The sequence below is a fragment of the Pontibacter mangrovi genome (genome assembly GCF_006385705.1).
Taxonomy (GTDB): Bacteria; Bacteroidota; Bacteroidia; order Cytophagales; family Hymenobacteraceae; genus Pontibacter; species Pontibacter mangrovi.
Window position 1 is genome coordinate 44,697 of the sequence record NZ_VFRQ01000005.1, and the last position, 24,017, is coordinate 68,713.

General features: G+C 54.0%; 20 protein-coding genes. 11 read left to right on the top strand and 9 right to left on the bottom strand.

Going from position 1 to position 24,017, the window contains the following annotated elements; translation table 11 throughout:
- Positions 1-78: 78 nt before the first annotated feature.
- The 3 genes from infB to FJM65_RS10410 all read right to left on the bottom strand — a co-directional run bounded on the left by infB (position 79) and on the right by FJM65_RS10410 (position 4,920).
- Complete coding sequence (infB, locus tag FJM65_RS10400) at positions 79-3,066, bottom strand: translation initiation factor IF-2 (RefSeq protein ID WP_140621463.1); 2,988 nt, start codon at positions 3,064-3,066, stop codon at positions 79-81.
- Between the two features lie 119 nt (positions 3,067-3,185).
- Positions 3,186-4,439 (bottom strand): transcription termination factor NusA, encoded by a 1,254-nt coding sequence (nusA, locus tag FJM65_RS10405; protein ID WP_140621464.1) that lies wholly within the window; start codon positions 4,437-4,439, stop codon positions 3,186-3,188.
- 7 nt (positions 4,440-4,446) lie between these two features.
- Positions 4,447-4,920 carry a ribosome maturation factor RimP gene (locus tag FJM65_RS10410; RefSeq protein ID WP_239022920.1) on the bottom strand — a complete coding sequence of 158 codons (474 nt, stop codon included), beginning with the start codon at positions 4,918-4,920 and terminating at the stop codon, positions 4,447-4,449.
- Positions 4,921-5,300: 380 nt separating this feature from the next.
- Here FJM65_RS10410 and FJM65_RS10415 point away from each other — a divergent pair, with 380 nt between their 5' ends.
- From FJM65_RS10415 to FJM65_RS10425, 3 genes are all read left to right on the top strand, one after another.
- Positions 5,301-6,395, top strand: coding sequence for an endonuclease/exonuclease/phosphatase family protein (locus FJM65_RS10415; protein WP_239022921.1), 1,095 nt, complete (start codon positions 5,301-5,303; stop codon positions 6,393-6,395).
- Between the two features lie 103 nt (positions 6,396-6,498).
- Positions 6,499-7,995: a cysteine--tRNA ligase gene (gene cysS, locus FJM65_RS10420; RefSeq protein ID WP_140621466.1), complete on the top strand. Its 1,497-nt coding sequence runs from the start codon at positions 6,499-6,501 to the stop codon at positions 7,993-7,995.
- Positions 7,985-9,001: a M28 family peptidase gene (locus FJM65_RS10425; RefSeq protein WP_140621467.1), complete on the top strand. Its 1,017-nt coding sequence runs from the start codon at positions 7,985-7,987 to the stop codon at positions 8,999-9,001. Before cysS ends, FJM65_RS10425 begins: the two co-directional genes overlap by 11 nt.
- Before the next feature lie 73 nt (positions 9,002-9,074).
- Here FJM65_RS10425 and FJM65_RS10430 read toward each other — a convergent pair whose 3' ends face one another.
- The gene (locus FJM65_RS10430) at positions 9,075-9,728 is read right to left on the bottom strand and encodes a DUF4136 domain-containing protein (RefSeq protein WP_140621468.1); all 654 of its coding nucleotides are present in this window, start codon (positions 9,726-9,728) and stop codon (positions 9,075-9,077) included.
- A gap of 343 nt (positions 9,729-10,071) precedes the next feature.
- Here FJM65_RS10430 and FJM65_RS10435 point away from each other — a divergent pair, with 343 nt between their 5' ends.
- From FJM65_RS10435 to FJM65_RS10450, 4 genes are all read left to right on the top strand, one after another.
- A complete protein-coding gene (locus FJM65_RS10435; RefSeq protein ID WP_140621469.1) occupies positions 10,072-11,130 on the top strand; it encodes a class I fructose-bisphosphate aldolase in 1,059 nt (352 codons plus the stop codon).
- 150 nt (positions 11,131-11,280) lie between these two features.
- A complete protein-coding gene (gene accD, locus FJM65_RS10440; RefSeq protein WP_140621728.1) occupies positions 11,281-12,177 on the top strand; it encodes an acetyl-CoA carboxylase, carboxyltransferase subunit beta in 897 nt (298 codons plus the stop codon).
- Positions 12,178-12,390: 213 nt separating this feature from the next.
- The gene (locus FJM65_RS10445; protein WP_239022922.1) at positions 12,391-13,122 is read left to right on the top strand and encodes an OmpA family protein; all 732 of its coding nucleotides are present in this window, start codon (positions 12,391-12,393) and stop codon (positions 13,120-13,122) included.
- 271 nt (positions 13,123-13,393) lie between these two features.
- Positions 13,394-14,080 (top strand): OmpA family protein, encoded by a 687-nt coding sequence (locus FJM65_RS10450; RefSeq protein WP_140621470.1) that lies wholly within the window; start codon positions 13,394-13,396, stop codon positions 14,078-14,080.
- Between the two features lie 146 nt (positions 14,081-14,226).
- On the opposite strand, the gene FJM65_RS10455 is transcribed toward FJM65_RS10450, so the two are convergent.
- Positions 14,227-14,919: an MBL fold metallo-hydrolase gene (locus FJM65_RS10455; RefSeq protein WP_140621471.1), complete on the bottom strand. Its 693-nt coding sequence runs from the start codon at positions 14,917-14,919 to the stop codon at positions 14,227-14,229.
- Between the two features lie 199 nt (positions 14,920-15,118).
- Between FJM65_RS10455 and FJM65_RS10460 the strand changes: the two genes are divergently transcribed.
- On the top strand, positions 15,119-15,826 hold the full coding sequence (locus FJM65_RS10460) for an endonuclease III domain-containing protein (protein WP_140621472.1): 708 nt from the start codon (positions 15,119-15,121) through the stop codon (positions 15,824-15,826).
- Between the two features lie 25 nt (positions 15,827-15,851).
- On the opposite strand, the gene FJM65_RS10465 is transcribed toward FJM65_RS10460, so the two are convergent.
- From FJM65_RS10465 to FJM65_RS10480, 3 genes are all read right to left on the bottom strand, one after another.
- Positions 15,852-16,907: an FUSC family protein gene (locus tag FJM65_RS10465; protein ID WP_140621473.1), complete on the bottom strand. Its 1,056-nt coding sequence runs from the start codon at positions 16,905-16,907 to the stop codon at positions 15,852-15,854.
- 243 nt (positions 16,908-17,150) lie between these two features.
- On the bottom strand, positions 17,151-18,347 hold the full coding sequence (locus tag FJM65_RS10475) for a neutral zinc metallopeptidase (RefSeq protein ID WP_140621475.1): 1,197 nt from the start codon (positions 18,345-18,347) through the stop codon (positions 17,151-17,153).
- 251 nt (positions 18,348-18,598) lie between these two features.
- The gene (locus FJM65_RS10480; protein WP_140621476.1) at positions 18,599-19,501 is read right to left on the bottom strand and encodes a S66 peptidase family protein; all 903 of its coding nucleotides are present in this window, start codon (positions 19,499-19,501) and stop codon (positions 18,599-18,601) included.
- 191 nt (positions 19,502-19,692) lie between these two features.
- On the opposite strand from FJM65_RS10480, the gene FJM65_RS10485 reads away from it, so the two are divergent.
- A complete protein-coding gene (locus tag FJM65_RS10485; protein WP_140621477.1) occupies positions 19,693-21,219 on the top strand; it encodes an AbgT family transporter in 1,527 nt (508 codons plus the stop codon).
- A gap of 94 nt (positions 21,220-21,313) precedes the next feature.
- Here FJM65_RS10485 and FJM65_RS10490 read toward each other — a convergent pair whose 3' ends face one another.
- Positions 21,314-21,922 (bottom strand): porin family protein, encoded by a 609-nt coding sequence (locus FJM65_RS10490; protein ID WP_140621478.1) that lies wholly within the window; start codon positions 21,920-21,922, stop codon positions 21,314-21,316.
- Between the two features lie 393 nt (positions 21,923-22,315).
- On the opposite strand from FJM65_RS10490, the gene FJM65_RS10495 reads away from it, so the two are divergent.
- Together FJM65_RS10495 and FJM65_RS10500 are read left to right on the top strand one after the other, a co-directional pair.
- Entirely contained in the window at positions 22,316-23,296 is a 981-nt protein-coding gene (locus tag FJM65_RS10495; RefSeq protein ID WP_140621479.1) for a radical SAM protein, read from the top strand.
- A gap of 200 nt (positions 23,297-23,496) precedes the next feature.
- A complete protein-coding gene (locus tag FJM65_RS10500; RefSeq protein ID WP_140621480.1) occupies positions 23,497-24,012 on the top strand; it encodes a gamma carbonic anhydrase family protein in 516 nt (171 codons plus the stop codon).
- Positions 24,013-24,017 lie beyond the last annotated feature (5 nt).

Consider the following 24,017-nt stretch of genomic DNA (forward strand, 5'->3'; position numbering starts at 1 on the left):
AGGAACAAAAACAAAACACCCGCTGCGGATACTTTGCCGCAGCGGGTGTTTTTATACTTTGTACAGTAGTTATGCTTACTACAATGTACGTTTCACTTCTTTCTCTACGTAGGCCTCGATGATATCGCCCACCTGGATGTCGTTGTACCCTTTCAGGCTGATACCGCACTCGTAACCTTGTCTCACTTCGGCAACATCGTCTTTGAAGCGCTTCAGTGCCAGAATCTCGCCGTCGTGCACTACAATGCCATCGCGTACCAGGCGAACCTTGGCGTTACGCTGTATAGTGCCGTCGGTAACCATACAGCCGGCAATGGTACCCACTTTGCTGATCTTGAACACCTCACGAACCTCTACGTTACCTGTTATCTCCTCCTTCAGGGTAGGAGCAAGCATGCCTTCCATGGCGTCTTTCACCTCGTTGATGGCATCATAGATGATAGAGTACAGGCGTACGTCGATCTGCTCCTGCTCTGCCAGCCTCCGTGCATTGGCTGAAGGGCGCACCTGGAAGCCAATGATGATGGCGTCGGAGGCAGAGGCCAACAGCACGTCGGACTCTGAGATGGCACCTACACCTTTGCTGATGATGTTTACCTGTACCTCGTTTGTTGAAAGCTTCAGCAATGAGTCTGACAAGGCTTCTACCGAACCGTCCACGTCACCTTTCACGATCACGTTAAGCTCTTTAAAGGTACCGATTGCCAGACGGCGACCGATCTCATCCAGGGTAATGTGCTTACGGGTGCGAAGGCTTTGCTCACGCTGTACCTGTGATCTGTTAGCGGCAATCTCTCTGGCTTCACGCTCAGAGTCCATCACTATAAATTTATCACCTGCCTGCGGCGCACCGTCCAGTCCTAATAGCTGCACTGGGGTTGATGGGCCAGCCTCTTTCATTTTCTTGCCGCGGTGGTCGGTCATGGCTTTTACTCTACCGTAATGAGAGCCGGCCAATACCACATCACCTATCTTCAGCTTACCTGTCTGCACCAGTACCGTTGCCACATAGCCACGGCCTTTGTCCAGGGAGGCTTCTATTACTGTACCGATAGCCTGACGGTCTGGGTTAGCTTTCAGCTCCAACAGTTCCGCTTCAAGCAATACTTTTTCCAGCAGGTCCTGCACGCCTAAGCCAGACTTAGCCGATACTTCCTGCGACTGGTATTTACCACCCCATTCTTCCACCAGCATGTTCATCTGGGCGAGTTCCTCGCGTATCTTGTCCGGGTTGGCAGTTGGTTTGTCTATTTTGTTCAGAGCAATGATGATCGGTACACCGGCAGCCTGGGCGTGGTTGATGGCCTCTTTGGTCTGCGGCATCACGGCGTCGTCGGCAGCTACCACAATAATAACTACGTCCGTTACCTTGGCACCACGGGCACGCATCGCGGTAAAGGCCTCGTGACCAGGCGTATCCAGGAAAGTAATGGTACGGCCGCTCTCAGTCTTTACCTTGTAGGCACCAATGTGCTGCGTAATACCGCCTGCCTCACCGGCAGTTACGTTGGCGTTTCGGATGTAGTCGAGCAGGGAAGTTTTACCGTGGTCAACGTGGCCCATGATCGTCACGATCGGCGCGCGCTCTTCCAGGTCCTCCTCGTTCTCCTCTACAATATCCTCCAGGCCTTGCTCTTCCTCGGTAGTGATAAACTCAACATTGTAGCCAAACTCGTCAGCAATAATGGTGATGGCTTCCGCATCCAGGCGTTGGTTGATGGATACGAACATACCCAACTGCATACACACCTTGATCACGTCGTTCACGCTTACATCCATCAGGGAAGCCAGGTCGTTGGCCGACACGAACTCGGTTACACGCAGTGTCTTAGACTCTGCCTGCTCCTGCATGCGGCGCTCCTCAGTGGCATCGGCAATAGCTGAGCGCTTTTCACGGCGGTACTTGGCGCGGTTACCTCCGCCACCTTTGCCTCCACTAAGCTTAGCGAGCGTTGCCTTAATCTGCTCTTGGATTTCCTTGTCAGTAACCTCGGCTTTCTCTGGCCTTGCGCCTTTGCCTTTGACTGGCTTGCCTCCAGGGCGCTGGTTGCGGTCTGGGCGGCCACCCTGCTGGGCAGGTTGGATAGGGCGGTTCTGGCCTTGCTGCTGGTTACCTTCTGTAGCCACCATAATGCGCTTGCGCTTTTTCTTTTTGCCTTTGCGCTCATCAGAGGAGGCAACGGGCTTGGCGCCTTTTCTGCGCGACTCTACCGGCAATTCAATCTTGCCGAGTACAGTAAGACCTTTTAGCTGGTCTGCTTTTGCTGTAATCTTTTCTATGTCTTCTTTTGTTTCAGTGCCTTTGCTTTCCTCTGCAGGAGCGGCCGGTTGCTGTGGCGCCTTCTCTGCAGCTGGCTCTTTCGGAGCTGCCGGTGCAGCCGGAGTTTCAGCGGCTGGCTTGGCTGGCTGCTGCTTCGGTGCCTCTGGCTGCTGGGGCTTGGCAGGCGCCTCAGGTGCTTTTTCGGCAGGGGCAGCAGGTGCTTCAGGCGCTTCAGCCTTCGGCTTTTCAATTGGTTTTGCAGGCTCCTCGGCCTTAGGTGCCGGGGCAGCTTCTTTCTCAGGCGCCGGCGCTGGAGTTGGAGCTGGCTCAGGCTTCTTCTCCTCGGCTTTAGGGGCCTCAGGCTTTGGCTCTGGCTGCTTCTGAACCGGTCTGCCTTTGGCATCCAGCTCAATCTTGCCCAATACCTTTATGCCTGGCAGCTTAGATGCCGGCTCGGCGGGAGCCTCTTCTTTTTTAGGGGCCGGTGCCTCCGGCGCTTTCACGTTCTTAATCAGGATCTCCTCCTCGGGCTCACTTGTCTTTTTGGGCTCATGAGCAGGCTCCGACTCAACCACCTGGTTCGTCTGCGGCTTTTTACCTATACTGATTTCATCCGCCTCCTGCTTTTCCTGCATAGATGCGGCGAACTCCTTAGCCAGCATATTGAACTGCTCTGCCGTGATTTTGGTGGTTGGCTTGTTTTCCACCTCAAACCCTTTAGCAGAGAGGTAATCCACGATGGTAGATGTACCAATGTTTAAAGTAGTCGCAACCTGTTTAAGCCTCCTTGTTTTTTCTTCTGCCATTTTGTTCTAATATGCTGTCTTTTGTTCGTATTTAAAGTATAGTTGCCTTATTCTTAAGGTATAAGCTGTGCCCCGAGCCAACTTTTCTCAAAATTAGCGTAACGGAGCACAACTCACAACTATTGATTGTCTTCTTCTTCCAACTCCTCGCGGAGGATAGAGAGCACATCGTCGATGGTTTCTTCCTCCAACTCCGTGCGGCGCAGAAGATCGTCCTTCGTTACGGCCAGTACGCTCTTGGCGGTATCCAAGCCGATGCGGCGAAGCTCTGCTATTACCCAGTCCTCGATCTCGTCAGAGAATTCTTCCAGGCTGATGTCTTCCTCGTACGATTCAGATTCACGGAACACGTCGATTTCCATATCTACCAGGCGGCTGGCCAGCTTAATGTTCTGCCCGCCTTTACCGATAGCCAGCGATACCTGGTCCGGCTTCAGGAACACAGACACGCGACCGCTCTCCTCGTCTATCTTCATGCTGCTGATCTTAGCCGGGCTAAGCGCACGCTGAATGTACAGCTCCAGGTTCTCGGTGTAGTTGATCACGTCGATGTTCTCGTTCTCCAGCTCGCGCACGATGCTGTGGATACGGGAACCTTTCATGCCTACGCAGGCACCTACCGGGTCTATACGGTCATCGAACGATTCTACGGCTACTTTGGCACGCTCGCCGGGCTCACGCACAATTTTCTTGATAGCGATCAAGCCATCGAAGATCTCCGGTACCTCGTTCTCGAACAAACGCTCCAGGAAGGTAGGAGAAGTACGCGAAAGTATGATTTTCGGATTCCCGTTCACGATCTCCACGCGCTGCACCACCGCTCTTACTACGTCGCCTTTGCGGTAACGGTCTTTCGGGATCTGCTCGCCTTTTGGTATCAACAGTTCGTTCTCATCCTGGTCCAGCAGCAGCACCTCGCGGTTCCACACCTGGTATACCTCGCCGGAGATGATCTCGCCCACCAGGTCCTTGTACTTCTGGAACAGCAGCTCCTTCTCCATGTCCTTGATGCGCTGGATCAGCGTCTGGCGGGCTGTCAGTACGGCGCGGCGGCCAAAGTCCTCCAGCTTCACCTCTTCCGACACTTCCTCGCCCACCTCAAAGTCCGGCTCTATTTTGCGGGCATCAGACAAGGCGATCTTATCGTGGTCCCAGATATCCTCAGAGTTGTCGTCCACGATCTCGCGGTTGCGCCAAATCTCCAGGTCTCCCTTCTCCACATTCAGGATGATGTCGAAGTTCTCATCGGTGCCCCACTTCTTGCGGATCATGGTGCGGAACACATCCTCGAGGATGCGCATCATGGTCGGGCGGTCTATGTTCTTGAATTTCGCAAATTCGGCGAACGACTCGATCAGGACTGAACTGTTCATTATCTTATCATTTAAATGAGATTACAACATTTGCTTTTACAATGTCCCCGAAGGGTATCTGCACAGGCACATACGTTGCCTTTTTTCCTTTTTGTTTTACTTCTTCCATCAGGCTCAGGCCTGTGTCGGTCACTTCCTCCAGCTTGCCGGTTTTCTCGGTGCCGTCCTGCAGCTTTACCTTCAGGCTGCGGCCGGTGTGGCGCTTAAACTGCTGCGGCTGCGTGAGCGGAAAGTCCACGCCCGGCGAGCTTACCTCCAGCACGTAAGACAACTCCTCGCCAAAAGCTTCTACTATTTTAGCGTTGATGCGGCGGCTGATGGAAGCGCACTGGTCTATTGTAATGCCCTGCTCGCCATCGGCCAGCACAGTAATCTTTGGCCTTGCGGATGAGGCCGACACGGCGACATCCACGATGAACAGCTCGCTATCCGGCAGGCTGGCCTCGGCCATTTCTCTTATATTCTTCGCGGTTAGTGCCATAGCAAACGGTTAAGAAATAAAGAAGGGGACTTCGTGTCCCCTCAGCTCTTTGGAAATATTGCTGCAAATTTACTACAAATTCATTATATACACAACAAATTATGTAGTGATGATATCCTGCCGAAGTTTTTCTGCCGCCTTGCAGGAGACCATGCTGGGTGTTTGGGTGTCGGGGGAGCGGCTCCGGCACTTGTTTCCATAACAGCCGCAGTTATACTTTAGTTTCGTGGCTGGGTTGTGTATAAAACCAGCCTAAAAGCACGTTTGGGAGGAGGCACAGATATTCTGGAGTATAGCTTGGAATAGATAGGTGCAGAATTCGTAAGTTTGCTCTTGTGTCAGGAACATTCAAATCGATTAGAACGCGGGTATGGCTCGTTATGAACACCCTGGTGGTGCTCTGGATGCTGGCGGGCGTGCTGTGCCTGCAGGTGCCGCCGAGCACGTTCTGGCCGGCGGGTTTTGTTGCCTTCTCGCTTCCCGGGGCGCTGGCGCTCAACATCCTGTTCCTGGTGTATTGGGTGCTGCGCCGCTCGTGGCTGCTGGTGCTGCCGCTCTCAGCGTGTATACTTGCCTGGAGCTACTATGCCCGCCTGCTGAGCATCAACTTTGAGAAAGAAATACCGAAGGGGGCTAAAACACTGCAGGTGATGAGCTTTAACACCCACGTGTTTAATGCCTACGATAAGATTGTGAAGGGCGTGCCGCAGGTATCCACCGACATGATTGACTGGGTGGCAGAACACCCGGCCGATGTGTTCTGCCTGCAGGAGTTTTACAGCCGGGTAAACTCTGTGGAGTACAACAACTTTAACCGCATCGGCACGCGCTACGGCAAGTATAAGTATGCCTCTACCTCGGTAGGTGACCGGGTGGCGGCGGATCTGGGGGTGGTGATTTTCTCCAGGTACCCGATAGTGGAAGGCGGCACGATAAAGTTTAACAACACCAGGGAGCGCAGCGCAAACCGGGCCGCCTGGGCCAATATCAACGTGAAAGGGGATACGGTGCGGGTATACGCGGTGCACCTGCAGTCCATGAGCATCAGGTCGGAGGACATTGAGAACACGTACTCGGCCATTGGCGATGAAAACAGCTTTAAGAAGGAGAGTAGAAACCTGGTGCGGCGCCTGCGCATGGGGTTTGTGGCCCGCGCGGCACAGGTGCAGCAGCTGCTGGAGCACGTGCAGGCATCGCCTTACCCGGTCATCGTGTGCGGTGATTTTAACGACATCCCGTTTAGCTATACTTATAACGAACTGGCGAAAGAGCTGGAGAATGCCCACGTTAGGGCCGGCAACGGCGTAGGGGCCACCTACAACGGACCGCTCCCGTTCCTGCGCATCGACAACCAGTTTTACAGCCAGGGGCTGGAGGCGTACAGGTTTGAAACCCACGACGAGATGGCCCTTTCCGACCACTACCCGATCTCTGCCACCTACGTGCTGCAGCCAAAGGGCGCGGAACAGCGTTAGGGAAAGGAAGGTAATTATTTATTAATTTTGAACCTAAATCGGCCTGACAAGCTGAAATCATAAAAGTACGGCCCCCGACGGGATGCCTATACTTCATAAAACTATGCAACAGAAACTGAACCTGTACAATACCCTGACGCGGAAGAAAGAGGAGTTTGAGCCGCTGCACCCGCCTTTTGTAGGCATGTACGTTTGCGGCCCTACCGTGTACGGGGAGCCGCACCTGGGCCACGCCCGCAGCGCCGTTACCTTTGATGTGCTGTACCGCTACCTGAAGTACCAGGGCTACAAAGTGCGCTACGTGCGCAACATCACTGACGTGGGGCACCTGGAGAATGATGCCGACGAAGGCGAGGACAAGATCGAGAAAAAAGCAAAACTGGAGCACCTGGAGCCGATGGAGGTAGCCCAGTCCTACAGCAACATCTATCACGAAGAGATGGGCAAGCTGAACGTGCTGCGGCCGGACATAGAGCCGCGCGCCTCCGGCCACATCAACGAGCAGGTGCAGATGATACAGGAGATCCTGGATAATGGCCTGGCGTATGAGGTGAACGGGTCGGTATACTTTGACGTGGCGGCCTACAACAAGGACCACAACTATGGCAAGCTGTCCGGGCGCAACATCGAGGACCTGATCGGCAACACCCGTACCCTGGAGGGGCAGGAGGAGAAGCGCTCGCCGTTTGACTTTGCCCTCTGGAAAAAAGCCTCGCCCACGCACATCATGCGCTGGCCCTCGCCATGGAGCGACGGGTTCCCGGGCTGGCACCTGGAGTGCTCGGCCATGAGCCGCAAATACCTCGGCACCACTTTTGATATACACGGCGGAGGGTTGGACCTGATGTTCCCGCACCATGAGTGCGAGATTGCGCAGAACCAGGCCAGCTGCGACCACAGTGACGGTGCCAAGTACTGGGTCCACAACAACATGATCACGGTGAACGGGCAGAAGATGGGCAAGTCGCTGGGCAACTTTATTAACCTGAGCGAGCTGTTCAGCGGCAACCACGAGATGCTGGAGCAGGCCTACACGCCCATGACCGTCCGCTTCTTTATCCTGCAGGCGCACTACCGCAGCACCCTCGACTTCAGCAATGAGGCGCTGCAGGCGGCGCGCAAAGGCTATACCAAGCTGATGAACGGGCTGCGTGTGCTGAAGAAGCTGAAGTATACGGAGGAAGTAGCAGAAGCCGTGCCGGATGCCAAGCTGGACGAGGAACTGCAGAAGCTGACGCAGGACTGCTTCCGTGGCCTGAACGACGACCTGAACACGGCCAGAACCATCGCCTCGCTCTTCAACCTGCTTAAAAAGATCAACAGCTTATACTTAGGGCAGATCAAAATGGAGCAGGTTTCCAGAGGTACCTTCGACATGCTGCGCGATACCTACCAGGAGCTGGTGCTGCACGTGCTGGGGCTGAAAGAGGAGACCATCGGCGACATGGATGAGGTGCTGGACCTGGTGCTCTCGTTTTACAAGGAGGCGAAGGACCAGAAAGCTTATGACAAAGTAGATGCCATTCGGGCGGAGCTGAAGAAGCAGGGCATCGTGATAAAAGACATGAAAACCGGAATAGACTGGGCTTATGAAGAATAAACTAACGATGCTGTCGCTGCTTTTCTGCGGCACCCTGTGCTTTGCCAGCTGCGACTCGGCAGAGAAAAGCGGAAACGGCCAGGCAACCAAGGCTACAGAGGAGGCCGCTGCCACGGTGCAGGCCCCGGCCTTTAACCCCGATTCGGCTTATGCCTTTGTGGAGAAGCAGGTGGCCTTTGGGCCGCGCGTGCCGAACACGGGGCCACACTTCCAGACCGGCGAGTGGCTGGTGGCAAAGCTAAAGGAGTACGGTGCACAGGTGCAGGACCAGAAGTTCCAGATGAAGGCCTACGACGGGACGATGCTGAACCTGCGCAATGTTGTGGCCTCGTATAACCCCGGCGCCGCCAACCGTATTTTGCTTGCCGCCCACTGGGATACCCGCCCCATCGCTGACAAGGATGAGAACAACCCTAAAGAGCCGATTGACGGCGCCAACGACGGCGCCAGCGGAGTAGGTATACTTATGGAGATTGCCAGAACCATACACGAGGCGCAGCAGAAGCCGGACGTTGGCGTAGACCTGATCTTCTTTGACGGGGAGGACTATGGCCAGCCCGAGGACAGCGGCATGCCTTACATAGAAGACTCGTGGTGCCTGGGCTCGCAGTATTGGAGCAAGAACAAGCATGTGCCAAATTACCGGGCTAACTATGGCATCCTGCTGGATATGGTGGGAGCCGAGAATGCACGCTTCGCCCGCGAAGGGTACTCCAGGCAGTTTGCCAAAGAGATCGTAGACAAAGTATGGAAGGCCGGCAACAGCATCGGCTACTCTGACTACTTTAAGTATAAAAACGCACCGGCCATTACCGATGACCACTACTATGTGAACACGTTGGGCAACATCCGTATGATCGATATCGTGGAGCTGAACCCCAACGCCGGCAACGGCGACATCTTCGGGCCATACCACCACCGGCACACCGACACGATGGACATCATCAGCAAAAACACTTTGAAAGCGGTAGGGCAAACCCTGCTGCACGTGGTGTATAACGAGTAGCCATAACCATACTTTGCCTCAGCAGGGGCAAAGCCAAAGGCCCTCCGGACCGCATATGTCCGGAGGGCCTTTGTTATTTAATGAGCCCTTCCTGCCGCATCTGGTTAACGGTTAGCTCTGCCAGGTTTGCAGAAGCCTTGCGCAGGCTGGCCGGGCTGTACGCCTCCGATTGTGCCGACCACAGCAGGTTCTCCGTGTCGGCATCGTACAGGTTAGTCTCCACAAAGTATGTTTTCTCTTCGGTATAGTAGCCGGGGTCGTAGAGGGTGGGGTACCAGTACGTATAATATCCCCTGAACCGGCCGTACCATACGTAGCGCGTCATGGGCGAGTAGCCGTAGTTGCCGGGCACGTAGCGGGTTTCTGTCTCCTCATCAATCAGGGCCACGGTTAGGATGGCTCCCAAATCCTGCTCCCTTACTTTTCGGAGTAGCTGGTTAACGTCCGGTCCGTTTTTACTTGTCATGGTGGGCGGGAACATATCAATGCTCCTGACGGCTTTAAGGCCACGCTGCTGTAGCTGCGTTTGCATGTCGGTTTCCACGGTTTGGCGGGCCCGCACGTTGTCGGTTAGGGCGGCTACCACTATTTTCTCATACATGCGGCTGCCTGCCTCCGGGTTTTTCCAGGTGCCCATAATCCTGGTAGAGGGGGTGCAGCCCCACACCACACAGGCAACGAGCAGGAATGCGCAGAAATGGCGGACTCTTTTGCTGCTTAAGTTCATTGTTTTCAATAGCTTATAGTATAAAATATTAAACGAGTTTCATTTTATTTTGATGCCTGCGACAGTCGGGAAAGTATGGCCGGAAGCATAGATTGATGTTTAGCCTCAGATTTGGCAAAGTATAAAGGCGGCGGGCAAAACTTTTTTGGTTGGTTAAAGTATAGTTTTGGGGTAAGCCCTGTGCTTACGTCACCAGACAAGGTGCCTGCCAATGCTATAGAAAACACTGCGGTTGAAAGCCTGTTCCGGGCTTTTGCCGCTCTGGTAGATGATCATAATCTGAGTTTAAAATTTCTATACCAAAGATTTCTCATTTTACACGCTACCCAAAAAACCAGAACGGATGACGTACGACAAGCTTGTATCGCTGCTGGGGGCCGACGCTGAGCGCCTGCTGCAGCACCAGAGCCGCACCTTCGCCAAAGAGCAGCTGCACACGCCCGGCCCCGACTTTGTGGACAGGATCTTTGCCCAGTCGAACCGCTCGCCGCAGGTGCTGCGCAGCCTGCAGCAGCTGTTCGACCACGGTCGCCTCGGGGGCACCGGCTATCTTTCCATCCTGCCCGTAGACCAAGGCATCGAGCACACCGCCGGTGCCTCTTTTGCACCTAACCCCATCTACTTCGACCCTGAGAACATAATTAAACTAGCCATAGAGGGCGGTTGCAACGCCGTGGCCACTACCTTCGGAGGGCTTGCCATGATGTCGCGGAAGTATGCGCACAAAATCCCGTTTGTGGTGAAGATCAACCACAACGAGCTGATGACCTACCCCAACAAGTATGACCAGATCATGTTTGGCTCCGTGGACGAGGCCTGGAACCTGGGAGCCGCTGCCGTGGGGGCCACCGTATACTTTGGCTCGGAGGAGTCGGACCGCCAGATCATAGAGGTGGCCGAGGCGTTTGAGCGGGCGCACCAGCTGGGCATGGCTACCATCCTGTGGTGCTACACCCGCAACAATGCCTTTAAAAAAGACGGCGTGGACTATCACGTAGCCGCCGACCTGACGGGCCAGGCCAACCATTTGGGCGTCACTATCCAGGCGGATATCATCAAGCAGAAGCTGCCGGAGAACAACGGCGGCTTTAAGGCCATCGGCTTTGGCAAGACCAACGAGAAGATGTATACCGAGCTTTCTTCGGACAACCCGATCGACTTGTGCCGCTACCAGGTGGCTAACTGCTACATGGGCCGCGCCGGCCTGATCAACTCCGGAGGGGAGTCTAAGGGCGAGTCGGACCTGGCGGATGCGGTGCGTACGGCCGTGATAAACAAGCGTGCGGGCGGCATGGGCCTGATTTCGGGGCGCAAGGCTTTTCAGAAAGACATGCAAGCCGGGGTGGAGCTGCTCCATGCCATTCAGGATGTATACTTGGCAAAAGAGATTACAGTGGCGTAATTTGTAGCAGAACTGCTGAATATTACATATTTTTGTGGCCTGCCTGTGCCAAACCTGTTGGGTGGCTGGGGCAGGCCACTTTTTGATTTTATACTTTACTGTTAAGTATAGCCATAACTTTAATGTGCAGAACGCACGCCGTTAACTATGATGCCTTGGTTTAAAAGAGCTGATAAAGGAATCCAGACGCCTACTGAGCAAAAGAAGGAAACCCCGGACGGACTTTGGTACAAATGCCCTAGCTGCAAAACCGTGACCAGTATGGCCGAGCACCGCAAGAACCTGAACACTTGCGTGCAGTGCGGCCACCACGACCGTATCGGGTCTAAAGAGTACTTTGCCATTTTGTTTGACGACAACGAGTTTACGGAGCTGGACGAGAACCTGACCTCAGGCGACCCACTTAACTTCGTGGACTCCAAGCCATACCCGCAGCGTATTGCCGCCACCCAAAAGGCCACCGGCCTGAAAGACGCGGTGCGCACAGCCTACGGCAAAATAAATGGCCAGAACCTGACCATCGCCTGTATGGACTTTGCCTTTATCGGCGGCTCGATGGGCTCGGTGGTTGGCGAGAAAATTGCCCGCGCCATTGACCACGCCCGCAAAACCCGCACGCCTTTTCTGATGATCTCGAAGTCAGGTGGCGCGCGTATGATGGAGGCCGGCTTCTCGCTGATGCAGATGGCAAAGACCTCGGCCAAGCTGGCGCTGCTGAGCGAAGAGAAACTGCCATACATCTCCCTGCTGACCGACCCAACCACAGGTGGCGTAACAGCCTCTTATGCCATGCTGGGCGACTTTAACATTGCCGAGCCGGGCGCCCTGATCGGTTTTGCCGGTCCGCGCGTGATCAAGGAGACCATTGGCAAGGACCTGCCGAAGGGCTTTCAGAGCGCTGAGTTCGTGCTGGAGCACGGCTTCCTGGACTTTATCATCGACCGCAAGCAGCTGAAGGCCCGCCTGAGCGAGCTGCTGAGCATGGTGCTGCTGCCGGAGGACGTGACGGTGCCTGCCAAGAACAAAAAAGCCGAGAAAGCTTCCTGATAGAAGTATAAACTGCCATTGCAGAACCTGCCCGCAGTAAACGGGCAGGTTTTTTTTATGCCTCCCAAAGAATATAAGGTAAGGCAAATATTAAACAGCCGGTATATACGTTTTGGCACAAGAGTTGCGTTTGCAGGTGTAAGCGGGGCAACAGCCTTGCGCCAATAGCAGAAACTAAAAACAACAAACACACATTTACCAAATTCTACAACCATGAAATTCCTTAAACTATCCCTGAGTGCCATGTTGGCTACTACCATGTTGTTCTCCTCTTGTAAAACAACGGCCCCTGCTGCTGGCTCAGGAAATACAGAAACCACTACCCAGACACAAAAGAAAGGGATGAGCAAAACCACTAAGGGCGGCTTGATTGGAGCCGGTGGTGGAGCAGTGCTGGGCGGTTTGATTGGTAACAGGCTGGGCAACACTGCCGCCGGTGCCATTGTGGGTGCCGCGGTGGGTGGCGCAACAGGTGCAGTTATTGGCCGCCGCATGGATAAGCAGGCTGAGGAACTGGAGAAGTCGATGGAAAACGCCAATGTGGAGCGCGTGGGCGAGGCCATCCGTGTGAACTTCGACTCGGGTATACTTTTCGCGGTGAACTCTGCGGAACTGAGCGCCTCTGCCAAGCAGGACATCCAGAAGCTGGCCAAAACACTGCAGAACTACCCTGGCACCGACGTGATTATTGAAGGCCACACCGATAACACCGGCTCTTACGAGCTGAACCAGAAACTGTCGGAGCGCCGTGCGCAGGCTGTAAAGACCTATGCCCAAGGCCTGGGTGTAGACGGCTCGCGCCTGCAGGCCAAAGGCTATAGCTACGATCAGCCGATCGCTGACAACACTACCGCTGAGGGCCGTTCGCAGAACCGCCGCGTAGAGATCATCATTGTGGCGAACGAAGAGCTGAAGAAAGCCGCTGAAAACGGCGAGCTGGAGTAATTATACTTTACCTGATCTACTGGCAGCGCCTGTCCCTTTTGCGGGGGCAGGCGCTGTTGTTTTTGCGGATAACTTACTTATATAAAAGTCGTTATAAAATCTACATGTAAGCTTTAACTAGTTGTGCGCCAGGTAAAAGTATGCTGGCACAGTGGTTTTTTCGGTGCTTTAGTGCAAAATGTTGTCCGTAACTTTATACAACATTTTCTGAATATTTGAAGTAAAAGGTGCAAGATCTCTGGAAACAAAACAGAAGACAAAAACAAGAGACATGAAAAACTTTAGAATAAACTTATCGATACTGGCAATCATTGCCGTTTTAATTTCATCGTGTGCCTCTAGCCGTGAGGGCGGAGGCATGAGCAAAACCGCTAAGGGTGGTATAATTGGTGCCGGTTCCGGTGCTGTGGTAGGTGGTGTGGTAGGCAAAGTGGCCGGTAACACTGCCGCAGGCGCTATTATCGGTGCCGCTGTAGGTGGTACTGCCGGTGCCCTGATTGGCCGCCGCATGGACAAGCAGGCCGAGGAGCTGCGCCGTGACCTGGAAGGCGCGCAGGTTGAGCGTGTAGGCGAAGGCATCAAAATCACCTTCGACTCTGGCATCCTGTACCCGACCAACTCTGCAGAGCTGCAGTCGAACGCTAAAACGGAGATCACGCAGCTGGCCGCCACACTTAAGAAGTATCCGGATACCAACATCCTGATAGAGGGCCACACCGACAACACCGGCACACGCGAAATCAACCAGCCGCTGTCGGAGCGCCGTGCGCAGTCTGTAGCGGATTACCTGGCCATGAACGGCGTAGACCGTAGCCGCATGACGACCATGGGCTATGCCGCCGACCAGCCTGTTGCTGACAACAGCACAGCAGAAGGCCGCCGCCAGAACCGCCGTGTAGAGATTGCCATCTATGCGAACGAGAAAATGAAGAAAGCCGCAGAGCGCGGAGATCTGTAATAAAGAATAAGTAGTAGTAGATTGATTGGATAATTGGTGATTTACCAGCCGCACGGGGGTGCGGCTGGTTTTTTTTTTGTGCCTGTGGCAAGTGTTTTATACTTATAAAGCCGCCTCGCCAGGCAACAGGCGACGCGTGTGCGCTGCTACGCCATCATCTCGCGCTGGAAAAACACCAGCCGGATAGGGTTGTCAAGCGGGCTTTGGGTAGGGTCGCAGTGGTAGCCAAACAAGTCCACGCCGTTCAGGTAGGGCAGCAGTTTTTTGTAGTAAGTATGGCCTATATTATCGGGGTTAAAGGTGATGTCGTGGAAGACGGTGGTCTTTTTCTGGGGCATCTTGTACAGTTTGTCAAAAAGCGCCTCCGGGCGGGCCAGGTCGCCGGAATAGGCGATGCGCTCATCGTCGGCCTCAAAAATGTAGGCAAAGGTCTGCAGGCCTTCGGAGTGCATGCCGTAGGTGTCTACGCAGGTAATTCCCTCAAAATGCTCCAGCGGCACAAACTCCGCATACTTTGCCGGCTCCTTCACCTGTATCTCCAGAAACTGCCAAAGCTGCTGCCGGAACTGCTCCGAAGGGTAGATGATCACCGGCTTCGGCGCCTTCTCCACGATGCTCTTGTACAGCAGCAGGTTGGCCAGGCTGCCGCAGTGGTCGTTGTGCAGGTGCGTGATGATGATATGGTCCACCTTCTGAACCAGGTTCTTGCGCACCAACTCCGGGAACACAGTAAAGCCGCAGTCCACCAGCAGGTGCATGCCTCTAAACGTCAGCATAGCCGCTGAGTTAAGATAGTCGGTGTCGAAGGCACCACCTGTGCCTAAAAACTTTATCTCCATAAAAAATATGTTGCTCTTAGTAGCTTGGTACGAGTTGCCAGCAAGTATAGCGGCCAAAATTGTGGGTTGTTTAACAAGCTGCACCGCTTCGCGACACAATATACTATAGTTGAGCGATTTATGTGCAGCAAGGCTAGAAATATCTGCTTAACGGAATATAAAGCGGTAACGTAAACACTACCTCAATAACACCAAAGCTATGGAAGCCTACCAACTGCCCCCAAACGAAAAAGCCCTGCTGACGCATGAGCTGCTGAATCAGGAGTACAGGCACCGCAAGTTGGAGCCGCGCCGCAGCCACATGCACGAACTTATCTCTACCATGCTCTCGCACCGCACCAACCACAAGGATGAAGAGAAGGCCTACTATACGATGCTGGAGCGCTTTGGAGATTGGGACGGCGTGGTAAACGCAGATGTGGACGACCTGGCCGATGCCATCCAAACCACCCGCTACCCCGGCCAGAAAGCACCACAGATACAGCAGGCCCTGCGCATGATAAAAGAAGAGCGCGGAGAGTATAACATAGATTTTCTGGAGGAACTGCCTGTGCCCGAGGCCATGGCCTGGCTGACAAAAATGCCGGGAGTAGGCGTAAAGACAGCCACCTTGCTGCTGCTGTTCAACTTTAAAAAGCCTGTGATGCCCGTGGATACGCACGTGTTCCGGATAAGCCAGCGGGTGGGGCTACTCGGGGCCAAGGTTACGGCCAGCAAGGCCCACGACATACTTTTGGAGATGCTGCCGCCTGAGCCGGAGGAGCTGTATAACTTTCACATACACATGCTGCGCCATGGGCAGCGTATCTGCACCTTTTTTAGCCCCAAGTGCGAGGAATGCGTGCTGAACGGCATCTGTAACTACTACCAGGAGGTGCGCCAGAAAGGAATAGACAAGGCCGCGTAGGCTGATACTTGATGCAGCGGAAGTCTTAGTTCCTTTTACGCCTGGCTACAGCAATTTTGGTTTTCCGGATTTGCCTGGCGGTTAGGTAGTGGAGCTTTTCGTTGTACAGGGCCCAGCCGCCCAGTGCGCCAATGGTGCTGCCAATAAGAATATCGTAGAAACGGGCCCTGATAAGGGGAGTCGGGTCTGATAGCGCTGTGCCTGTCTCGGCCAGGAAAATGGTGAGCACGGTAATAAAAACAGCGGCAACGGCATAGTTGCGCACCACCAGCATCTCCACAACAAACTGCAGCAGAATAATGCCAACAGCGATAGCCAGAATAGATGGCTTAAGAAGTAGGATGGCCCAGGTAAGGCCCAGGCCGATGAAGGTGCCCAGCACGCGCTGCGCGCTCCTTTGCCAAATATGCCGGATACTCACCCCCTGCATCACGGCGGCACATGAAGTAGGCACCCAGTAGGGCTTGTCCAGCTTTAGAAGGTAAGCCACCAGCAACGACAGCCCTACAAAAAAGCCAAAGGTAAGCGACTCGATAAAGTTTACGTGCGGAGGCTTGGAAAGCACAAGCACCTCTTCGTGCGCCTGCGTTTTACGCAGTGTTATCAGGCTGTATACAAGGCCAAGAAGGCAGGAGATCATGGTGCCGATGCCGGCAAGGCCAATGTTGTAGGGCACCGTTGCCAGGTTGTGCGGCATGGCCAGGGCAACGGAGGCAACCAGGATAAAAAAGAAATTGCCCGGCGGGCGCATCATCTTAAGGTAGTACAGCACCAGGTGCACGGCAAAAGCGAATAGCCCCAGCACCAGCGAGGCTACGTATGGGTTAAACCCAAACAGCAGGCCCACGGCAATAGAAACCAGCATCCCAAAGGAGCAGGCCATCAGCACCACCATGCGGCGCACAATGCTCTGGGACTGGATGTAAAGTATAACTAGTGCCGTCATGGAGGCGAGCTTGCCCTCCTGCATGTGCCCGGTAAAATAGCCCGCCAGTACAGGTATGCCCACGCATAAGCTGGCCAGCAGGGCCATGTGCCACTTCCTGTCGGTCTTTTTAAATTCTAAAAGCTGTTTAAGCATGTGTAAGTATAGGCGCCCTGTGCTATAGGTAACTGCATACGTAAATCGGGCAGCAACAGGTAAGGGCAAAGTTACATGTTTCCTGCGCGGTATGGTAACGGCTGCAGCGGACTATCTTATAAGTATAAGTATAAGTATAAGTATAAGTATAAGTATAAGTATAAGTATAAGTATAAGTATAAAGCACACGGGCAACGGAATGCGCTTCCGTTGCCCGTGTGCTTTTGCTAAGTATGAAGCTTATTACAGCATAACAAGCTGCGATAGGTGTGCATCAAATCGCTCAGCGAACTCCTGTGCCGACATGATGTGGCCCTGCTTCTGGGCATCATTGGCAAGGTTATAGCCCCACTCTGCGGCGGCCATACGCTGTGTTGGCGTGCCGTGGTGACCAGTGCTACTAAAGGAGCAGTCGCCGATGTTGAAGAACACCTGCAGGAACTGCTGCACCCTCTTCCACTGCATGGTGGCGCCTCTGGCGTGCGAGAGATAGTAGGCGGAGTAGGCGTCAGCCATTAGCTCTGTTCTGCGGGTGGCCTCCGGGCTATCCTCACTTCCAAACAGGTTAAGCTCATACTGGATCTGGTGGGCAAACTCGTGGGCAAGTATGGCTTGCGGGGCCACGTCGCTGTAGCCAACTGCGGCAAAAGCGTCCATGATGCCGTCACCCATGATAATCTTGTCCGGGATGGTGCCATACGGGCCAAAGTTGAACCCTTGGAGTGCAAAGGCATTGAAGGTGAAAATAGGGTGATCGCCGCCCCTTAGCTGAGGAATTCCGCTGGCCAGTTCTACCATAGCGTCGGCATACACCGCGGCCATTGCTGGCGGCATGCCATAAACCGCCTCGTAGGTACGTGCAACTTTGGCTTTGTTCGTCAGCATGCTGCCATGCATGGCTGCCAGCACAATATCCTCCGACGATATATCCCAGAAGCGCTGCAGGTCTTTAAAGGCTTTGGTTACCTGCTTGGTATACTGCCCTTTCACGCCGTAATATTGGTTATCAGAGCTGTTCTCAAACACCAGGGCATCATAGGTGGGTAAGTCCAGGGCAGCAAGATTCAGGGCAAACGCGATGTTAGGGTCTAACCTTCCGTTCGCGTCGAACCAGTCGGCCAGCTGCTCGTCCAGCCACAGGCTGGTGGCAGTGTTTGCGTCACAGTTGGGGTCCTCCTCTATGGCAAGGGCCCGGTTCACCATGCTGCGGTACTGTGGGTCCGGGTTTGACAAAAGAACAGTGCTGTGCTGGAGCCGCTCTTCAAATCCCTCCGGCAGGGAGGCGCGGAGCGCATCAGCGTTAATCTGCAGTTCGGAAGAGTGCTGGGCGGAAAAGCCCGCTGTGGCTGGGCTGGTGATGCTTTCCGGTTCCTTCTCGCAGCCCGTCAGGATGAAAAAAGAAAAGGCAATGCCTGTCGTGATTAGTTTAAGGTGCTTCATAAAACTAATAAAATTGGTTAGATAAATAATTGAAGAAAAGCGCGTTTAAAGAGCTTCCGAAGATGTTACGGAATTTATGCTCTTAGTTTCAGATAATGTATTATTGGTTATATCGTATACCGCAGAAGGGCACGTTTAGTTCCAATAATTATACTTTATCTTTATTCTTTATTGATTATCTAGCCAATTATTAATTTTGAAGCTTATTGTATTTTTAATAGGGTAGGAATATTTAAGTTCTGTTATTTAGATTAAGTGATTGATTTACTGTATTTTAGTGATGATTCAGCCGCGCCTACCTGCAGGGTTGCCTCACGGCCGCACACCAGTGCCAGGTTGTCGGGCTCGTGGCCGGTCGGGAAGCCGTAGCAAACCGGGTAAGTATACTTGGCTGTGTGCTCCGCTATGATTTCGTAAACGTTCTTGCCGAATGGGTCAGCATTATCCTTCATGTCGCTGAAGTGGCCTACAAGCAAGCCTGCCAGGTCGTCCAGTTTGCCGGCGCGGGAGAGATGCACCATCATGCGGTCTATGTTGTAGAGGTACTCGTCCACATCCTCCAGAAACAGAATTTTGCCGCGTGTGCTGAAGTCGGAGCGGGTGCCGGATACGTTGTGCAGCAGCGCCAGATTGCCCCCAATCAGCTGACCGGTGCCGGTGCCGGTGCGGTTAAACGCATGCGGTGCCACCTCATACGTCACATCCTCGCCAAACAATATGCTACGCAGGCTGCCTATAGCCTCCTCGGTGCCGGAAGGGAAGAGCATGGGCATGATGCCGTGTATACTTTCAAGGCCTAAACTGTGGATGTGGCAAAGCAGGGACGTGATATCGCTGAATCCGACCACCCACTTCGGCTGCTCCTGGAAACGGCTGAAGTCTACCTGGTCGAGGATGCGGGTGGTGCCGTAGCCGCCGCGGGCACAGATAACAGCTTTGATGTCCGGCCTGTCCAGGGCCTGCTGCAAATCCTGCAGGCGAAGCGCATCGTCGCCGGCAAACATGCCGTGCGCGGCGCCTACCGACGGGCCTACCTCCACTTCCAAACCCCAACGCTGCAACACCTCAACGGCAGGGGCAATGGCTTCGCGGTCTATTTTGCGGGCAGTGGCGATAATGGCGATTTTGTCGCCGGGGCGTAGGCTCGGAATCATACTTTATACTTGCTTTGGCTTTTGGCTAAGGTAGCATTTTTATGCCAAATTTGCGAACACGGCAATTTTTAGCCATTTTCGGACACAGTTTAGGGCAGGCGCAAGCTCCTCGGAACAAGGTAACTTACAAAGGCTTGCGGCAACGCCTGTGGCCCGGCGTAAGTTAGGCTCACCTCATCAACCAACCTTTTATGACACAAGTACAAAAGAAAAAGTCCGGCGTGGACAAGTTCCTGTCGGTAGTGGAGCGGATAGGCAATGCGCTGCCGCACCCGGCCACCCTGTTTGCCGGCTTTGCCCTGCTGGTGGTGGTGCTCTCGTGGGTGGCCAGCCAGTTTGATATGGCGGTGGTGCACCCCGGCACCGGCGAGACCGTGACGCCCGTGAACCTGCTTTCAAGGGAAGGCCTGCACATGATCCTGACCCGCATGGTGACCAATTTTACGAGTTTTGCGCCGCTGGGCACGGTGCTGGTGTCGCTGCTGGGCATTGGCATTGCCGAGGGTACGGGGCTGATAGGGGCGGTGCTGCGGCTGGTGGTGCTGTCGTCGCCGAAGCGCCTGCTCACGTTTGTGATCGTATTTGCGGGCGTGCTGTCGAACACGGCCTCAGAGGTAGGGTATGTGCTGCTGGTGCCGCTGGCGGCGGTTATCTTTCTGGCTGCGGGCCGGCACCCGCTGGCCGGCTTGGCTGCTGCCTTTGCCGGTGTGTCGGGTGGCTACAGCGCTAACCTTTTGCTGGGCACCGTAGACCCGCTGCTGGCCGGTTTATCTACCGAGGCGGCTAAGATCATAAATCCGGACTATGCGGTAAACCCGGCTGCCAACTATTATTTCATGTTCGTGTCCACGTTTATTGTGGCTGGGCTGGGCACCTGGGTAACCGAGAAGGTGGTGATACCGCGCCTGGGCGAGTATGAGGGGGACGAGAAGCCGGAAAGCATTGACCGGCTTAGTACGCAGGAGAAGCGCGGCATGCTGTACGCAAGCATAGCAGTGCTGCTGATGGTGGCCTTTATACTTGGCGGGCTTATCCCGGAGGGCGGCTACCTGCGCGACCCCGAAACAAATGAGATTCTGCACTCGCCGTTTATGTCGGGCATCGTGGCCTTTATCTTTCTCCTTGCAGGCGTAGCGGGCATAGCTTACGGCGTTGGCGCCAAAACCATTAAAAACGACAGCGACGTGATGCGCGGCATGGCAAAATCCATGGAAACGCTGGGCTCCTACATCGTGCTGGTGTTTTTCGCGGCGCAGTTCGTGGCTTACTTCAACTGGACTAACCTCGGGCTGATACTGGCCATCAACGGGGCAGATGCCCTGAAAACGATGGGCCTGAGCGGCATTCCGCTGATGATCATGTTTATACTTGTGGCGGCTTCCATTAACATGGTGATGGGCTCGGCCTCGGCCAAGTGGGCAATTATGGCGCCCGTGTTCATTCCTATGTTCATGCTGCTGGGCTATACCCCGGAGTTCACGCAAACCGCCTACCGCATCGGCGACAGCGTTACCAATATTATCTCGCCGATGATGTCTTACTTTGCCCTGATCGTGGCCTTTATACAGCGCTACGACAAAAACGCCGGCATCGGAACGGTTATCTCCACCATGCTGCCATACTCTGTCGCGTTTCTGATAGGCTGGGTCATCCTGTTCATCGGGTGGGTACTGCTGGATTTGCCTATCGGCCCGGGAGCAGAGCTGTACATGCCGTAACCTGAGGTAGAATCAAACAAGAATTGCTATAAAGTATAAAAGCCGCGGGAACTGATACTCCTGCGGCTTTTATACTTTCAGAAGTTGCTGCCCTCTACTGAATCAGCTTTAGCCCCAGGCTCACCAGAAACTGTTCGTTTCTCACTTTGCCGCTGCTCTCGCGGGCCGGGTTGGTAAAGTCGCGGGCAATGCGCTCGTAGCGCAGGTCCAGGGTTAGGGCGCCAATATCTACGCCCACGCCGGCCTGGTAGCCCCAGTCGGAGCTGTTGTAGTAATCTTTTATACTTTGGCCGTCTTCTGTGGCCGAGAGCAGCATCGAGGCAACCGGACCGGCCTGTACCCTGGCCACTTTCAGGAAGCTGAGCCCCACCAGCAGCGGCACGTCCAGGCGGTTAAACCGAAACTTTTCCACGCGCACGCTGGTGCTGGTATTATCGTCGGACACTGCTACCTTGCCGCCTGTGGTAGAAAGTATAGCTTCGGGCTGCAGCACCAGGCCCAGCAGCTGCAGCCGCGTGAAGGCGCCGGCATGGTAGCCGGTAATATTTTCCGGGTTGGCATAGCGTAGCGGCTCGTTTTGCAGGTCGCTCAGCTTTACGTTGGAGGAACTCACGCCGGCCTTCACCCCGGCCTGAAAGATTTGTGCGGACGCCGCGGCGCTTACCGCCAGCACGCAAATTATGGTTAAAAATAGCTTTCTCATAATATAAAAGGAGTTTGGGGTTGGAGAGGCTGACTGAGGTGTTAACGCAGAGAGGGCAGGGCTTAGTACATAAAAAAAGCCGTTCCTGCGGAGGAACGGCTTCTGCCAATATATTCTATGGTTATAGAAAAAGATGGGGTTTTTATTTACATCTCACCTTAAACAAACACTCCCTTTGGCTAGTAGACTACAAAGATAAGAACTAAAGTTGTACCATCATTCTAAATTATACCAACTAACAACATTGCCGGTCCATTTGCATGTTTTTTTAGACAAACCCCTGTTCTGGCTCGATGAAAAAAATCTCATCTGCAGGCAAAACACTATGCGGAACCGTGATAACTATAAACTTGCCGCAATATTTATACTTTTGCAAAGCCTAACCCCAATCCGATGCGCCTGAGGTCTAAACCTGTACTTTGTAATTACTACGTTACCTACCGCTGTAACGCAAAGTGCTCGTTTTGTGATATTTGGGAGAAACCCTCGCCTTACATTACGTTGGAGGATGTGGCCCGGAACCTGCGCGACCTGAAGCGGCTGGGGGTGCAGGTAGTAGACTTTACCGGCGGCGAGCCGCTGCTGCACCGCCAGATAGACCAGATGCTGGGCCTGGCGCACGACATGGGCTTCATCACCACGCTCACTACCAACGCCATGCTCTACCCCAAGCTGGCCCAGCGGCTAAAAGGCAAGGTAGACATGCTGCACTTCTCCCTCGACTCCGCCGATAAAGACGAGCACGACCGTGGCCGCGGCGTGGCCTGCTATGATTTTGTGATGGAGTCGATACAGGTGGCGCGGGAGCTGGGCGAGCGGCCGGACATCCTCTTCACGGTGTTCCGGCACAACCTGCACCAGTTGGAGGAGGTGTACCAGAAAATCATTCTCCCGAACAAGCTCGTGCTCATACTTAACCCTGCTTTTGAGTATAACGAGGTGGATGCAGGCGAGCGACTGACGGCGGAGGAACTGCGCTACCTGAGCGAATTTGGTAAGCGCAGGCAAGTATACCTGAACGAGGGCTTTGTGCAGCTGCGGCTGGATGGCGGCAACAAAACGGCCAAACCCGTATGCAAGGCCGCCAGCACCACGCTGGTCATCTCGCCGGAGAACGAGCTTATACTTCCCTGCTACCACCTCGGCGCCCAAAGCTTCCCGATCAGCGGCAACTTGCATGATGTATACCTGAGCCAGGAAGTAGAGGAACTGAAGCGGCAGGAGGGAAGGCTGCCCGCCTGTGAGGGCTGCACCATCAACTGCTACATGCAGCCCAGCTTTGCCGTAGAAATGAACAAGTACTTTTGGAAAGCCCTACCCAGCACCTTAAAGTATAACTACCTGAAAGGAACGTGGAAACGGTTAATTGTTTAATTGTTGTATTGTTAAATTGTTAACTCAGGAAATGAAGTATAATTGTGGGGCCATCAGAAGTATAACCACGATAACATGGAGCTACAGAAGCAACTCAACTGATTACTCCGTAACTTTACCAAGCCAACAATTAAACCATTTAACAATTAAAAATTTACGAGGCCAACAATCAAACAATTTAACAACCAACAATTAAAAATATGCCAGTTATACTTCCGGTGAAGGGTGTGCGGCCGCAAATGGGCGAGGGCTGCTGGATTGCCGAAAACGCCACTTTGGTAGGCGACGTGGTGATGGGCGATGAGTGCTCGGTGTGGTTTAACGCCGTGATCCGTGGCGACGTGAACAGCATCCGCATCGGCAACAAAACAAATATTCAGGACGGGGCCGTGATCCACTGCACGTATGAGCGGGCGGCTACCACCATTGGCAACAACGTCTCCATTGGCCATAAGGCCATTGTGCACGGCTGCACGGTGCAGGATAATGCGCTGGTGGGCATGGGAGCAATTGTGATGGATAATGCCGTGGTGGGAGAGAACTGCATTATAGCGGCTGGTGCCATCGTTCTGGAAAACACGGTATGCGAGCCAGGGTGGATTTATGCCGGCATTCCGGCCAAAAAGATAAAGCAGCTGAGCCCGGAGCAGATAGAAGGACTTGCCCGAACGGCCAACAACTATGTGATGTACAGCGGCTGGTTCAGCGGGAAATAGCAGTT

Excerpts from the sequence above, each read along its gene's own strand:
- infB (WP_140621463.1), bottom strand. The coding sequence starts at position 3,066 with ATGGCAGAAGAAAAAACAAGGAGGCTTAAACAGGTTGCGACTACTTTA.
- nusA (WP_140621464.1), bottom strand. The coding sequence starts at position 4,439 with ATGAACAGTTCAGTCCTGATCGAGTCGTTCGCCGAATTTGCGAAATTC.
- FJM65_RS10410 (WP_239022920.1), bottom strand. The coding sequence starts at position 4,920 with ATGGCACTAACCGCGAAGAATATAAGAGAAATGGCCGAGGCCAGCCTG.
- FJM65_RS10415 (WP_239022921.1), top strand. The coding sequence starts at position 5,301 with ATGAACACCCTGGTGGTGCTCTGGATGCTGGCGGGCGTGCTGTGCCTG.
- cysS (WP_140621466.1), top strand. The coding sequence starts at position 6,499 with ATGCAACAGAAACTGAACCTGTACAATACCCTGACGCGGAAGAAAGAG.
- FJM65_RS10425 (WP_140621467.1), top strand. The coding sequence starts at position 7,985 with ATGAAGAATAAACTAACGATGCTGTCGCTGCTTTTCTGCGGCACCCTG.
- FJM65_RS10430 (WP_140621468.1), bottom strand. The coding sequence starts at position 9,728 with ATGAACTTAAGCAGCAAAAGAGTCCGCCATTTCTGCGCATTCCTGCTC.
- FJM65_RS10435 (WP_140621469.1), top strand. The coding sequence starts at position 10,072 with ATGACGTACGACAAGCTTGTATCGCTGCTGGGGGCCGACGCTGAGCGC.
- accD (WP_140621728.1), top strand. The coding sequence starts at position 11,281 with ATGCCTTGGTTTAAAAGAGCTGATAAAGGAATCCAGACGCCTACTGAG.
- FJM65_RS10445 (WP_239022922.1), top strand. The coding sequence starts at position 12,391 with ATGAAATTCCTTAAACTATCCCTGAGTGCCATGTTGGCTACTACCATG.
- FJM65_RS10450 (WP_140621470.1), top strand. The coding sequence starts at position 13,394 with ATGAAAAACTTTAGAATAAACTTATCGATACTGGCAATCATTGCCGTT.
- FJM65_RS10455 (WP_140621471.1), bottom strand. The coding sequence starts at position 14,919 with ATGGAGATAAAGTTTTTAGGCACAGGTGGTGCCTTCGACACCGACTAT.
- FJM65_RS10460 (WP_140621472.1), top strand. The coding sequence starts at position 15,119 with ATGGAAGCCTACCAACTGCCCCCAAACGAAAAAGCCCTGCTGACGCAT.
- FJM65_RS10465 (WP_140621473.1), bottom strand. The coding sequence starts at position 16,907 with ATGCTTAAACAGCTTTTAGAATTTAAAAAGACCGACAGGAAGTGGCAC.
- FJM65_RS10475 (WP_140621475.1), bottom strand. The coding sequence starts at position 18,347 with ATGAAGCACCTTAAACTAATCACGACAGGCATTGCCTTTTCTTTTTTC.
- FJM65_RS10480 (WP_140621476.1), bottom strand. The coding sequence starts at position 19,501 with ATGATTCCGAGCCTACGCCCCGGCGACAAAATCGCCATTATCGCCACT.
- FJM65_RS10485 (WP_140621477.1), top strand. The coding sequence starts at position 19,693 with ATGACACAAGTACAAAAGAAAAAGTCCGGCGTGGACAAGTTCCTGTCG.
- FJM65_RS10490 (WP_140621478.1), bottom strand. The coding sequence starts at position 21,922 with ATGAGAAAGCTATTTTTAACCATAATTTGCGTGCTGGCGGTAAGCGCC.
- FJM65_RS10495 (WP_140621479.1), top strand. The coding sequence starts at position 22,316 with ATGCGCCTGAGGTCTAAACCTGTACTTTGTAATTACTACGTTACCTAC.
- FJM65_RS10500 (WP_140621480.1), top strand. The coding sequence starts at position 23,497 with ATGCCAGTTATACTTCCGGTGAAGGGTGTGCGGCCGCAAATGGGCGAG.